Annotated in this window: 7 protein-coding genes; 4 read left to right on the top strand and 3 right to left on the bottom strand. The window is 69.0% G+C overall.

The annotated features are described in order from the left end of the window. The first annotated feature begins 139 nt into the window (after positions 1-139). Positions 140-613: a thioredoxin-dependent thiol peroxidase gene (bcp, locus tag BLV94_RS40165; RefSeq protein ID WP_072947038.1), complete on the top strand. Its 474-nt coding sequence runs from the start codon at positions 140-142 to the stop codon at positions 611-613. 26 nt (positions 614-639) lie between these two features. Here the strand turns inward: bcp and BLV94_RS40160 are convergent, their stop codons facing one another. Next, positions 640-1,395: a TetR/AcrR family transcriptional regulator gene (locus BLV94_RS40160; RefSeq protein WP_072947036.1), complete on the bottom strand. Its 756-nt coding sequence runs from the start codon at positions 1,393-1,395 to the stop codon at positions 640-642. A gap of 59 nt (positions 1,396-1,454) precedes the next feature. Between BLV94_RS40160 and BLV94_RS40155 the strand changes: the two genes are divergently transcribed. The 3 genes from BLV94_RS40155 (at position 1,455) to BLV94_RS40145 (ending at position 3,973) form a co-directional block, all read left to right on the top strand. Further along, positions 1,455-2,435 carry an ATP-binding cassette domain-containing protein gene (locus tag BLV94_RS40155; RefSeq protein ID WP_072947034.1) on the top strand — a complete coding sequence of 327 codons (981 nt, stop codon included), beginning with the start codon at positions 1,455-1,457 and terminating at the stop codon, positions 2,433-2,435. Then, complete coding sequence (locus BLV94_RS40150) at positions 2,432-3,202, top strand: ABC transporter permease (protein ID WP_072947032.1); 771 nt, start codon at positions 2,432-2,434, stop codon at positions 3,200-3,202. Before BLV94_RS40155 ends, BLV94_RS40150 begins: the two co-directional genes overlap by 4 nt. Before the next feature lie 81 nt (positions 3,203-3,283). Beyond that, complete coding sequence (locus BLV94_RS40145) at positions 3,284-3,973, top strand: TetR family transcriptional regulator (RefSeq protein WP_072947030.1); 690 nt, start codon at positions 3,284-3,286, stop codon at positions 3,971-3,973. A gap of 68 nt (positions 3,974-4,041) precedes the next feature. Here the strand turns inward: BLV94_RS40145 and acpS are convergent, their stop codons facing one another. Beyond that, positions 4,042-4,434: a holo-ACP synthase AcpS gene (gene acpS, locus BLV94_RS40140; protein WP_009474123.1), complete on the bottom strand. Its 393-nt coding sequence runs from the start codon at positions 4,432-4,434 to the stop codon at positions 4,042-4,044. A 9-nt stretch (positions 4,435-4,443) separates the two neighbouring features. Then, entirely contained in the window at positions 4,444-13,767 is a 9,324-nt protein-coding gene (locus BLV94_RS40135) for a type I polyketide synthase (protein ID WP_072947028.1), read from the bottom strand. Positions 13,768-14,112 lie beyond the last annotated feature (345 nt).

Below are 14,112 nucleotides of genomic sequence, written 5' to 3'. Positions count from 1 at the left end.
AGCGACGCTACCGCGGCGTTCCCACACTTGTGTCAACCGTAGACGAGAACTCCCGGCCTGCGACCCCGTCTTCCCAGTCGCCGTCTCCCCCAATCGCCCTTCGGCCCACTGTCGCCCCTGCCCGGTAGCCTGACTTCTCGTGACCGACAACAGCAGACTCGCCCCTGGAGACACCGCCCCCGCCTTCACGCTGCCCGACGCCGACGGCAATGACGTGTCGCTCGCCGACTTCCGCGGCCGCAAGGTCGTCGTGTACTTCTACCCGGCGGCGAGCACGCCGGGCTGCACCAAACAGGCCTGCGACTTCCGCGACAATCTCGCCGACCTCAACGGCGCAGGACTGGACGTGATCGGCATCTCCCCCGACAAGCCGGCCAAGCTCGCCAAGTTCCGCGAAAACGAGGAACTGACGTTCCCGCTCCTGTCCGACCCCGAGAAGACCACCCTCGAAGCGTGGGGCGCGTTCGGCGAGAAGAAGATGTACGGCAAGACGGTGCAGGGCGTCATCCGCTCCACGTTCCTCGTCGACGAGGACGGGAAGATCGAGGTGGCCCAGTACAACGTCCGGGCCACCGGCCACGTCGCGAAACTGCGGCGGGACCTGTCCGTCTGATCGGCGCGACGGGCGGCTGTGTCTCGTCAGCCGCCCGTGAGCCGTTCGATGCCGTCGAGCATCCGGTCGAGGCCGAACCGGAAGTCGTGTTCGAGCCAGTGCGCGTCATCTTCGTCACCGGCATCGAACGCACCCCCCTCGATCGCCGCCCGCAGTGCGGGAAACCGCTTCTCGTCGAGCAGTAGCGGGAGCAGCCGGGCGTAGTCGACCTGCTCCGCCTTCGCCGACCGTTCCAGGTCCAGCGCGAACCGCGCCCGCCCGATCACGAACAGCGAAACGTTCAGCACCACTTGCAGCTTCCGGTCCTCGCTCAGGCCGGTGTCGGCCAGCGACTGCAGACCGGCTTCCAGCCACGCGAGATTGTTGGGGCCCGTCGGAGGAGCGGAGATGGTCACCTCCGGCCACCACGCGTGCGCCCGGACCGCCCGGTACTCGCCCAGCGCCCAGGATTCGAGCCGGTCCCGCCATCCACCCGATACGACGAGCCCGCTGGGCTGACCGATGGCCCGATCGGCCATCAGCTCCACCAGATCGTCCTTGCTGTCGACGTACCGGTACAGCGACATCGTGGTGAACCCGAGCTGCTTCGCGACCCGGCTCATGGACAGGCCCGCGAGACCTTCGGCGTCCGCCACCTCGATGGCCGCATCGACGACCCGTTCGAGGCTGAGCCCTTTCCGCGGTCCGCGAGTCCCCGGTTCCTCGATCCCCCATGCCAGCCGGACCGCCTTGGGCAGAGTGGCGGTGGAGCGGTCGTCGGGAAGGTCGTTCGATGGGGGCATGCACGGGTCCACTTCCTCGGGGTCTTGCGCTCATCCTAAAACTGCGTACGCTGCACACCATGAGTATACGAGATACACAGTTTTCGGAGTCGGCCATCTCTGTCCGGGGATTGCGCAAGAACTACGGAAACGTCGCCGTCCTGAACGGCATCGACCTCGACGTGCCACGCGGCAGCGTGTTCGCCCTCCTCGGCGCCAACGGGGCGGGTAAGACGACGATGGTCCGCATCCTGTCCACGCTGACACCGCCGGATGCGGGCACGGTGACCGTCGCCGGCCACGACCTCCGTCGCGACCCGCAGGGAGTCCGGCGAAAGATCAGCCTCACCGGGCAGTACGCGGCGGTCGACGACCTCCTGACCGGCGAGGAGAATCTCCGGCTCATGGCCCGGCTGAGCCACCTCGGCCGGGCGGACGGCCGGACACGCACGCGCGAACTGCTCGAACGGTTCGACCTGGTGGACGCGGGAGCCCGCCGCGCGGGAACGTACTCGGGAGGCATGACCAGGCGCCTCGACCTGGCGATGAGCCTGATCTCCGGCCCCGACATCATCTTCCTGGACGAACCGACCACCGGACTCGACCCGCGCAGCCGTCAGAGCATGTGGGAGATGGTCCGGCGCCTCGTCGACGACGGCGTCACCGTCTTTCTCACCACCCAGTACCTCGAGGAAGCCGACCGCCTGGCAGACCGGGTCGCCGTCCTCCACGGAGGCGGGGTCGTCGCCGAGGGCACCCCCGCCGAACTGAAACGCCTCGTTCCCGGCGGCCACCTCGAGCTGACGCTCACGCAGCCGTCCGAACTGCACCACGTCGCGCGCGCCTTCGGCGACGCCGTCCTCGACACCGAGCGTCTGGCGATCCAGGTTCCCACCGACGGGAGCATCGGCCAATTGAAGTCTCTTCTCGGACGGATCGACGACCAGAGTGTCACCGTCGACACGCTCTCGCTCCACGCCCCCGATCTCGACGACGTCTTCTTCGCGCTCACCGACACGTCGAAGGCGTCCCCGATCCGGAACGAGGCGACAGCCCGATGACCACCGGCATACGGTCCGCCGTGGACGACGCCGCGGCCATGACCGGTCGCAGCCTCACCCGCATGCTCCGCACTCCCGAGACGATGATCATGGGCGTCGCTCTTCCGGTGATGCTGCTGCTGTTGTTCGTGTACGTCTTCGGCGGGGCCATGCAGACCCGGACCGGGTACCTCGACTACGTGGTGCCCGGAATAATCCTGCTCTGCGCCGGTTTCGGTTCCTCGCAGACCGCGGTGAGCGTCACCGGAGACATGGTGCACGGCATCGTCGACCGTTTCCGGTCCATGCCGGTCGCGCGCTCGGCCTTCCTCTTCGGTCATGTTGTGTCGAGCGCCGCACGGAACCTCGTCACGTCGCTCGTCGTGATCGGCGTCGCCGTGATCATGGGATTCCGCCCCACGGCGGGACCGATGCAGTGGCTCGGCGCGCTCGCGCTCATCGCGCTGTTCATCCTCGCGATCTCCTGGCTCGCCGCCGCGCTCGGACTCGTCGCCGACAGCGAGGAAGCCGCCAACGGATTCACGTTCCTCCTCCTGTTCCTGCCATACGTCAGCAGCGCATTCGTTCCCACCGACACCATGCCGAGCTGGTTGCACGGTTTCGCCGAGAACCAGCCCGTCACGCCGGTGATCGAAACGGTCCGTGGCCTGCTGCTGGGCACACCCGTCGGCGACACGGCGTTACCCGCGGTGTCGTGGTGCGCCGGAATCGCCGCCGTCGGCGCTGTGTGGGCGATCACATCGTTCACCCGCAAGACGGCCCGCTGAGTCTCTCCCGCCCAGGTGAAACCCGACGCGTCACCGGGAGGGATCTTCGGAATCCGGACGAAAGACGGATAGCCTGGGGCGGTGGAGTCTTCAGTCAGCAAGCAAGCGCCGCGCCGTGTGGATCCGGCGTTGGAGCTGCAGTCGGACCCGCAGGAACTCCTGCCGCGCAGACGTCCGACCCAGGAACGTAGCCGCCGCAAGTTCGACGCACTGCTCACGGCATCGCGGGAGTTGCTGGTGGACGTGGGATTCGAATCGTTCACGTGCGAGGAGGTCGCCGCCCGCGCGGACGTCCCGATCGGCACGCTCTACCAGTTCTTCGCGAACAAATACGTGATCGTCTGCGAGCTCAACCGGCAGGACCTCGTCGGCGTGCAGCACGAGATCGCCCAGTTCAACGGCGAGGTCCCGTCCCTCGACTGGCTGCGGTTCCTCAATTCGTTCGTCGACCACATGGCCGGGCTGTGGACGTCTGATCCGTCGAGGCGCGAGGTGTGGCTGGCGATGCAGTCGACGCCCTCGACGCGCGCCACCGGCGCCATCCACGAGAAGGCGTTCGCGGAGCAGGTCTCGCGGATGCTGGCGCCTCTCACCCCGCAGACGTCGCGGGAGCGGCGCACGATGATGGCCGAGGTGCTCGTCCACGTCGTGTACTCGATGCTCAACTTCTCGGTGCAGGACAATCAGAGCCACGCGGACGCCGTCGCCGAACTGAAACGGCTGATGGTGGCGTACCTGCTGGTCGCCGAAAAGGAATCGCGCACCACGTAGGCGCTACGCACTCGTGCGCCCTTCCGGTTGCCGGGGCTACCAGAAAGGCGCACGAGCGCCGGAGGCGCCTACACGGATTCGATGACGGCGAACGCGCCGGCCATGTCTCCGTCGTGGGTGAGCGAGATGTGAATCTTCACATCGGTCAGATGCTTGGCGACGTCCCCGCGTAAGCGGATACTCGGTCGCCCCCACGCATCCGTCACCACCTCGATCAGGTGGTGGATCATCTCGGGCAGCACCGGCGGGCTGGCGAAGAGAGACGTGGACCAGGCCTTGATCACTGCCTCCTTCGCAGCCCACCGGGCGGCGAAATGTCTAGCCGGATCGGAGCTCCGGGTCACGGCGTCCCGACGCTCGCCCGGTGTGAAGTTGTCGAGCATGGCCGTCCCTGGCCGGTCCAGCTGCTCGGCGAACTCCGACACCGTCACGAGATCGAAGCCGATCCCCAGAACTCCCATCCGTCGTTCCTACTTGCAGCCGGGCAGACCCGAGCTGTACACGTCGTCCGCTCCGAGGCGCGCGGCCTCGGTGAGCAGGACGTCCGCCTCGAGCTGACGGGACGCGGCGGCCGGGACACTGTCGCCGCCGAAGCGACGATCCGCCGGACGCTCGTACAGGCTGCCGCCGCCGACCATGGCCTTCGCCAGACGACGCTGACCCTCGACGGTGCGCTTGCGTGCCTGCTCGAGGTACGCCTCACGCCGGTCGGCCGGGACGGCCTCGACGAACGCCTGCGAGTGGACGACCGCGACCATGCCCGACACGTGCCCGAAGCCGAGGCTGGTCAGCAGACCGGCCTTCAGCGGGAACTGCTCGCCGAAGCGGAGCGCCTCCCGGGCCCACACGAGGTGTTCGAACTCGGCCATCTTCTCGTCGACGCAGTCGAGGCTGCGGTTCGGCGGCACGATGCCCTGGTCCAGCACCTGGCAGAGACCGATCAGCTGGAATGCTGCGGCACCACCCTTGGCGTGTCCGGTGAGGCTCTTCTGCGAGACCACGAACAGCGGTGCACCTTCGCTGCGGCCGAGTGCCCCGGCGAGGCGCTCGTGCAGCTCCGCCTCGTTGGGATCGTTGGCCGCGGTGGACGTGTCGTGCTTGGAGATCACCGAGATGTCGTCGGCACTGACACCGAGCTTGCCGAGGGACTGGGCGAGCTGCGAATCCGCTCCCCCACGACCCGCGCCGAGCGCACCGATTCCGGGAGCCGGGATCGACGTGTGGACACCGTCCGCGAACGATCCGGCGTAGGCGACCACACCGAGGACGGGCAGGCCCATCTCGAGTGCCAGGTCACCGCGGGCCAGCAGGATGGTGCCACCACCCTGCGACTCGACGAACCCGCCGCGACGACGGTCGTTGGCCCGCGAGAATCGACGGTCGTCGATCCCCTTGGCCCGCATGTCGTCGGTCTTGGCCGTGGCGGACATGTCACCGAATCCGATGATGCCCTCCGCGCTGAGGTCGTCGAACCCGCCGGCGACCACGAGCTGTGCCTTGCCGAGCTTGATCTTGTCGACGCCCTCCTCGACGGACACCGCGGCCGTGGCGCACGCCGCAACCGGGTGGACCATGGCGCCGTAACCGCCGACGTAGGACTGGACCACGTGCGCCGCAATCACATTCGGCAGGGCTTCCTGCAGGATGTCGTTCGGCCGGTTCTCACCGAGCAGCGTGTCGATGTACAGCGACCTCATGGAGGTCATGCCGCCCATGCCGGTGCCCTGGGTGTTGGCGACCAGCGAGGGGTGCACCCACCGCAGCAGTTCGCTGGGCGTGAACCCACCGGTGAGGAACGCGTCCACCGTGGCGACGATGTTCCACAGGCCCACCCGGTCGACGGAGTCGGCCATGTCGGCGGGGATGCCCCACTTGGTGACGTCGAAGCCGGTCGGGATCTGGCCACCCACGCTGCGCGTGAGCTTCATCTTGCGGGGGACGCGGATCTCGGTGCCCGCACGGCGGGTGACCTGCCAGTCACCGCTGTCCGGAACCGGGGCTGCAACCGTGTTCTCCGGGTCGGCCTCGACGAAGGCGAGTGCCTCCGCCTCGGTGCTGACCACGAAGCTCAGGTCCTTGTCGAGGAAGACCGACGTGAGCAGCGGTGCAGTGTTCTCGATCATGGCGCCGTCGTCGACGTAGCGACGGATGCCGCAGTTCTCGACGACCGTGTCGTGGTACCGGTCTGCGATCTCGGCCTCCGGAACCAGTTCCCCGGTCTCGGCGTCGTACCAGCCTGCGGACGGCGTGGTCTCCCACACGACGAGTCCGGTGTTCCAGGCGAGTTCGAGAACGCCTGCCGCCGAAAGCTCTTCGTCGACCTCCATCTCGAAGCGGGTGCGCGAGGAACCGAACGGTCCGAGCTCACCGGCGCCGACGATGACGACGAGGTCCTCCGGAGCCGCAGTGACGCCGGACCAGGCCGGAGCCACTGACGCGGAGACCCGCGGCGGGGCGGGCAGGGCCGCGATGGTGTCGAGCGCCTCCGCGACCTCGTCGGCCTCGGCGGCGGCAGCCGCAGCGTCCTGAGCCTGCTTCGCCAGAGCGGGCAGATCCAGGTTCGCCTGGGCGAGCCCACCGGTCAGATCGGCCGCGAGCGGCTCGGTGGAGGCGAGGCGACGTGCCTCGGGCTCGCACCACTGCAGCAGCTCGGTGGCCATTTCCTGGGTGGACCAGGTACGGACTCCGGCGCCTTCGACGGCCTCGACCAGCGGGTCGTTGCCGCCCATCAGGCCGGTTCCGCGGACCCAGCCGATGAGTGCGTGCACCAGGGTGACGCGCTCGGCCCAGTTGCGCTCGGCCTTCCAGCGGCCGACCACTGCGTCCAGCGCGGCCTTGGCCTCGCCGTACGCGCCGTCGCCACCGAACAGACCGCGGTTCGGGGAACCGGGCAGCACGACGTGCAGGTGGGTGTCGACGTCACGGTCGTAACCGATCTTCGACAGTCCGCCGATGAGGCGCTCCACCGACCACAGGAGTACACGCATCTCCATTTCGGCGCGGGCGCCGGCGTCGGCGAGGTCGCCTGCCACGCGGGGCGCGGCGAACGGGAACAGCAGCGTCGGGGTGACCGCTTCCTTGACCAGCTTCTTCGATCCACCGGCCGTCTCGTACTGGGCTTCACCGATCCACTCGATGAGTGCGTCGATGTCCGTGTAGGACGCCATGTTCGCGGGAACCACCCACAGGGCGGCACCGGCGCGGGCAGTGCGGCGGTACAGGTCGCGGTAGAAGCCGAGACGCTTGTCGTCGAGACGCGAGGTGGTCACGAAGACCGTCGCGCCGCCGGCGAGGAGCTTCCCTGCGACCGAGGCCGCGATGGAGCCCTTGCTGGCGCCGGTGACGACGGCGACCTGGTCTGCCCATTCCGGGGTCTCGTCGGTGACGACGACTGCCGCCTCCGCGATGCGTCCGTACTTCTCGGCCAGAGCCGTGCGACCCTCGTCGGTTGCGCGGGCCTGCCACCATGCGGCCTGTGCCGCAACGGACTTGCCTGCACCGGCGAAGCCTTCGATCTCGAGGGACTCGGAGCCTGCCGCGTCGATCCACAGACGAGCCAGGTCCTCACGTGCGCTGGCCCAGCGGTCGTCGAGGAGCACCGCCCGCTTGGCGTCGAACGCGGGAGCGACGAGTCGCGGCCAGTCGGAACCGAGTTCCGCCGACACGAGGTCGACGAGTTCGGTGTCGGTCGGCTGCGCTGCAGCCGCCGTGTCGCCGGCGAAGCCGAGCTGCTCGAGCACGAGGCGGGCAGCCGAGGCCAGCACGCCGTCGCGGCCCGTGATGTGCTCGGTGAACTCACCCAGCGCCGCTGCGTCGACGGTGCCACCGGCTCCGCCGCCCGAGGACGGGAGGGAGACGCTGATTCCGCGGCGCGAGGCGACTGCGGCCACTGCGCTGTCGATGACGGCGTCCACTGCGGCGCCGTCGGCGAGACCGCCGCCGGCCAGGCCGCCGAGGTCACCACCACGGATGCTGGAACCGTCGCGGGTTCCGAGCGCCACCTCGGCGGTGACGTGGTACGCCCAGCCGTCGCCGAGTTCCCAGACCTTCTTCACACGGTCCGCGATGGCCGCGGGACGACGACCCGAGGGGCCGAAGACCTTACGGAGGTGATCGTTGATCGAGTCGGACAGCACCGGGCCGAACGGCTTGTACGTGCGGGCCAGGGAGTCGACCGTGCCGGCGAGCGAGCCCATGTCGGCGTCTGCGGCACCGTCGATCGCGCCGAGCGAGAGCTCGGAGCCGAGGTCGACGAGCAGCTGGTTACGCCGCGAGGACACGCCGTCGCACAGCGCCTCGATCGTGTCGACGGGGCCGACCTGGTCGGGGCGGAGCTTCGTCCACAGGCTGATCAGGACCTTGGTGGCGTCGGCAGCCTTGAACGCGATGTCGTCGGGACGCGGTCCGCCGGACGGTGCGGCTGCCGGGGCCGGAGCCGCGGCGGGTGCGGCCGATGCGGCGGGAGCCGCGGCTGCGGGTGCTGCAGGCTCGTCGTCCTCGACCGGCGCCGGATCGACGTCGGTGGAGTACACGATCGCGGCTTCACGCTCGATGTTGAGGACCTCGACCGGGTAGCCGAAGCGGCCCGGCAGCTTGAGGGTCTGCGACGCGAGGTTCGCGACGGTCGGGACCGAGCCCAGACCGATCTCGACGAACCGCTCGACACCCAGTCCACCTTCGGACTCGTCGCCGAACAGCAGGTCCTGCGTCTCGATCCAGCGCACCGGGCTGGCGAACTGCCAGGCCAGGAGCTCGGTGAGGACCACGCGGGTGAGCTGAACCGGCTTCTTCGCCCAGGAGTCGAAGTCCTTCAGCACCTTGTCGAGGGGCTTCGACGGCACCAGGTCGGCGATCTCCTGCACGAACTCCTTCTCCAGGGAGAACGGCTTGGGAACCAGGTTCGGGATGTAGCGCCCGATCAGGATGGCCGGGTCGATGTCCTGCGGAAGCAGTTCCTCGAGACGTCCACGGAAGTCGTCGACGCCGCCACGCAGCACCGTCGAGTGGAACGGAACGTCGATGCCCGGAACCATGATGTACGCGCGCTTGCCGCCGAAAGCCTCACGGCGGATGTCGATTTCCTTCTCGAGCGCGTTGAGCCCGGTGACCGTGCCCGCGATGGCGTACTGCGAGCCACGCAGGTTCAGGTTCACGATCTGCATGAACTCACCGGTCGCCTCGGCGACACCGGCGACGAACGCCTCGACGTCGTCGTCGGCCAGACCGATCTGCGACGGGCGGATGGCAGCCATCCGGTAGTCGGAGCGGCCGGCCTCGTCGCGGGGCACGAGTGCGTGCATCGCGGAGCCACGCTGGAAGACCACCTCGAGGACTGCTTCGAGAGGCAGCACACCGGCGACGGCGGCGAGAGCGTTGTACTCACCGACCGAGTGGCCTGCGAGCAGGGCACCCTCGACGAACGCACCGGACTCGCGGAGCTCGGCGACCTGAGCCACACCGAGAGTCGCCATCGCGACCTGGGTGAACTGGGTCAGGTGCAGGACACCGTCCGGGTGCTTGTGCTCGACACCACGGGCCTTGACGACCGTCGGGTTGTCGCGGACCACGGCGAGGATCGAGAAGCCGAGGGCCTTGCGGGTGTGCTTGTCGGCGCGGTCCCAGATCTCGCGGGCGGCCTTGGAGCGGGCGCGGGCGTCGAGGCCCATGCCCGGGCGCTGGATGCCCTGTCCGGGGAACGCGTAGACGGTCTTCGGGGCGGCGGTGCGACCGGTGGCGACCATCACGAGGTCACCGTCGATGCGGCAGCCGACCTCGACGATCTCGGCACCACGGTCAGTCGCGATGCGGTCGACGCGGACGTCGATCTCGGCGCCGGGGCGGACCATGCCGAGGAAGCGCGCGGTCCACGCGGTGAGGCGACGCGGCGGCGTCTTGGTCTCGGCCGGGTCCACGGCGGTGACGACCTGCTGGGCGGCGGCGGAGAGCCACATGCCGTGCACGATCGGGCTGCCGAGGCCGGCGAGCAGTGCCGCGTTGTCGGAGGTGTGGATCGGGTTGTGGTCGCCCGACACCTGGGCGAAGGAGCCCATGTTGCGGGGAGCCACGATCGTGGTGTCGCGGCGACGACGACGCGGGGTGTCGACGGCCGCGTCACTGAGCGAGCCACCGGCGCGGGCCGGGTCGGACAGTTCGCCCTTGCCGGTGCGGCCGCGGATCGCGAAGCGCTCCGACAGGGTGACGACGGCAGGCGCATCCAGGCCCTCGCCGAGCATGGCGCCGACCTCGACCTTGACCTCGACGACGCGGCCCAGGTCGGTGTCGAGAACCGAGGCGACCTCGGCCTTGACGACGAGAATGCTGGTCTCCGAAGGCAGTTCGCCGACGAAGTCGACGCCGTGGTCCAGGTGGACCAGGTCGAGCATGCCCTCGATGACGGACAGCGAGTCTTCGGTCTTGGCGGCACCGAGCACGGCGAACACGGCCGGCCAGCAGGCGCCGACGACCACGTCGGGAACGGCCTTGCCGCTCACGCTGAGCGTCGTGGGCAGACCCGAACCGGTGACACCGGCGTGGTCGGCGACCAGGTCGGGCGTCCACGCCAGGTTGAGCCGTGCGACACCGTTCTTGACGGCGGGCAGTTCCTGACCGGCCGCGACCGCGAGGAGAGCCGTCATGGACTTCTCGGCGTCGGCCTCGGTGACCACGGGGGCGCCACCGTCGACGACGGACGCGGGAACGGTGAGGGTGATCTCGACCGACTTGCCTGCGACCAGCGGGACGGTGAGGAGCACCTGGCGGTCCTCGATCACGGACAGCTCGGCACCGGTGGTCTCGTGGACCGCGCGGGTGTCGGACTCGACCGACCACTTGTCGAGGTCACCGAGCCGGCGAACCGGGTTCAGCGTCAGGCGCGAGGCCCACTGGATGTCGGGAGCCGAGAGAACGGTGTCGAGGAGGCCGCGGGCGATGTCCGCGTGACGACGTGCAAGCAGCGACTGCGGCTCGGCACCTGCGGTGACCAGCTCGTCGTAGGTGGCCTTCTCGAAGCGGTCCAGCAGCTCGCCGACGGGCTCATCGGCGCGCGTGATGCCTGCAACGGCGACGGTGCCGGGGATGACGCAGACCTGGTCCGCCGTGTAGCGGGGATCGTGCGCCTGCCACAGCGAGTCGGAACGCCACCAGCGGCGGACGTCACCGTCCACGACGGGCACGAAGTTGACCGGCTTGCCGGGGGTCTTGCACAGCGAGACGAAGAACGACACATCCGCGGGGTGCAGAACCGTGGTCGCGTAGTCGGGGTACTGAGCCTGCAGGGCGCAGATTGCCGCCTCGGGACGCTCGAGGATCGCATCGTCGGCGAACAGGGTGGGGATGGGTCCGCGGTCGACCGGGTGCAGACGCGACTCGGTGCGCTGCAGCATCTCACCGAAGCGCGCACGCCAGGTGATGTCGATCCACGGGCTCTCGGTGGCCTCGATGATGGCGTCCTGGAGGTCGGTGCCGCAGTCGAATGCCTTCGCCGCGTCGATGCCGACGGCCAGCTCGAGGTAGCGGCGCAGCCACTGCTCGTACGTCATCGTCGCGACGTCGCCGAAGAACGGCTTCGCCGTGACGTTCAGGGCCTCGATGATCTCGTCGCGACGCTCGGCGACGGCGTCGGCGTCGCCGGCGACCTCGTCGAGCAGGCGCCCGGTGCGGGACGCGGCGTTGTCGATCTCGTGGATGTCGGCGCCGAGCTGGCTACGGCCGGAGGCCATGCCGCCCTCGGCGGTGCCCGCACCGACCCAGTCCGGGGTACCGGGGGTGTCGACGAGGAGCTGCTTGACCTCGGGAGACGTGGTCGCCTCGAGGGTGGCCATGGCGGCGGTGCCGACCAGGATGCCGTCCAGCGGCATCGCCGGGAAGCCGTGCGCGACGGACCAGCGTCCGGTCAGGTAGTCCGCAGCCTGCTCGGGCGTGCCGATGCCGCCACCGACGCACAGGACCAGGTTCGGCCGGGTACGCAGCTCGGCGTAGGTGTCGAGGAGCAGGTCGTCCAGGTCCTCCCACGAGTGGTGGCCACCGGCGCGGCCGCCCTCGATGTGGGCGATGACGGGGAACGAGGGAACCTCGTTGGCGATGCGGATGACGGAGCGGATCTGCGCGACCGTGCCCGGCTTGAATGCGACGTAGCTGAATCCACCCTCGACGAGGTCGTCGATGATCGAGACGGCGTCCTCGAGCTCGGGGATGCCTGCGGTGACGACGACACCGTCGAACGGTGCACCGGCTGCGCGGGCCTTCGGGACGAGGCGCTTGCCACCGACGTGGAGCTTCCACAGGTAGGGGTCGAGGAACATCGAGTTGAACTGCACGGCGCGGCCCGGCTCGAGCAGCCCGGTGAGCTTCTCGACGTTGTCGGCGAAGATCTGCTCGGTGACCTGGCCACCGCCGGCGAGCTCGGCCCAGTGGCCTGCGTTGGCGGCAGCGGCGACGATCTTCGGGTCGACCGTGGTCGGGGTCATGCCCGCGAGCAGGATCGGCGAACGACCGGTCAGCTTCGTGAAGGCGGTCTCGACGCCGATGCGTCCGCCCGGCAGCGACACCGGCTTCGGGAGGAACTCGGTCCATGCGGCGGGAACCTCGGGGGTTGCGCCCGGGGTCAGCAGGTTGCGGTGACCGCCACGGGTCGCGGCGGCGACGATCCCGACGCCCTGGCCGCGAACACTGGCCGACGTCATGCGGGTGAGGAGGTCACCGGGTCCGAGGTCCAGGATCCATCCGGCACCGGCTTCGATGGTGCCGTCGACGGCCTCGACCCAGTCGACGGGATCGACGAGGCAGGCGCTCGTGAGGGCACGGGCCTTCTCCTCGTCGAGACCGCAGCGCACGGCCCACTGGCCGACGATGTCGATCGTCTCCGCGAGTGCGGGGTGGTGGAAGCCGATCTCGACCGCGAGGGGCTCGAAGACGGGCGCGAAGATGGAGCCGCCGCGCTTCTTGGCGTCGCGCTCACGGGCCTCGTCGGCCTCGATCTGCTCGCACCGCTGCTGGACGCGCGCCAGCTGGGCGGGCGGGCCGGACAGGACGACGCGGCGACGGGCGTTGCGGATGCCGAGAACCGCTGCACGCTCGGGCTCGAGGCCCTCGGCGAGCTCCTCGACGATCTGACGGAGCCGTTCCGGATCGACGTTGGAGACGGCCAGCATCGGGGTGGCGTCGGCGGCGGAGATGACTCCACGACGACGGCCGACGAGACCGGCGGCAGCACCGATGAGCTGAGCGAGGGCGAGGAGTTCGCCGTCCTTCTGACCGGAGGAGGCGACGGCCTCAGCGGCGAGGAGTCCCTGGGAGTGGCCGATCACCGACACGGGAGCCGTAACCGCGGGATCGAGGCCCTGAGCTGCCAGCGCACGCAGCGCTGCGATCTGGGTGAGGAAGACGCCGGGGAGGGACACCGCCGCCGAGGTGAGCGCTGCCGCGGACGGTCCGGACGCCTGGGCGTCGTCCTCTTCGTCGGCGAGTTCCTGCTCGAGGATCCATGCGATGGGGTCGAATCCGACCGGGCGCACGACGAGCAGCTCCTGCGCCACGGGGGCGAGGAAGTCGGCCGCGTCGTTGACGAGGGTGGTGAGTGCCGGCTCGAGTCCGTTGTCGCGGCTCAGTTCCTCGAGCGAGCTCAGCCAGGGTGCGCCCTGACCGCCGAAGGCGAGCGCGTACGGCTCACCTCCGAGCAGACGATCCACCAGGGTGCCCTTGCTCGACGACCGAGTGTCGTCCCGGTCTACGCCGATGCGCCGCGAACCCTTCGAGTTGCTTCCGTTTCCTGCGGGTGTCGTGTCGTCAATCGTCACGCGTATGTCCTCTCCTGGTCCCCTCTGGGGGGAGGTGGGGATAGTGTCTGCCGCCCTCGGCATCGTGTGCCAGCTGTATCGGCTCTGATCAGCTCTTCCGGGCTGCTCAAGGTTGACACAGAATCATGAGGATTTCCTCACGTTCACGAGCCGCAGCGGTGTCACAGCCGTGCATCGGAGAAATATCGCGTGATGTCCCTCACAGACCTACCGCGAAGTGACCGGCGGGTAGATCGCGTCCCCGCTGGACGTAGGCGGTGCAAGGACGTCCAAGAACCTGAGGAAAGCCTCACATTAATCGTTATCAATTCGTTACCACCTTGACGAAGTCCCAGGTTCATGCAC

This window comes from Rhodococcus koreensis (assembly GCF_900105905.1).
In the GTDB taxonomy this organism is placed as follows: Bacteria; Actinomycetota; Actinomycetes; order Mycobacteriales; family Mycobacteriaceae; genus Rhodococcus_F; species Rhodococcus_F koreensis.
The sequence above is the reverse complement of the archived record's forward strand: the minus strand, read 5'-3'. Positions and strand labels throughout refer to the sequence as shown.

Excerpts from the sequence above, each read along its gene's own strand:
- BLV94_RS40150 (WP_072947032.1), top strand. The coding sequence starts at position 2,432 with ATGACCACCGGCATACGGTCCGCCGTGGACGACGCCGCGGCCATGACC.
- acpS (WP_009474123.1), bottom strand. The coding sequence starts at position 4,434 with ATGGGAGTTCTGGGGATCGGCTTCGATCTCGTGACGGTGTCGGAGTTC.
- BLV94_RS40155 (WP_072947034.1), top strand. The coding sequence starts at position 1,455 with ATGAGTATACGAGATACACAGTTTTCGGAGTCGGCCATCTCTGTCCGG.
- BLV94_RS40160 (WP_072947036.1), bottom strand. The coding sequence starts at position 1,395 with ATGCCCCCATCGAACGACCTTCCCGACGACCGCTCCACCGCCACTCTG.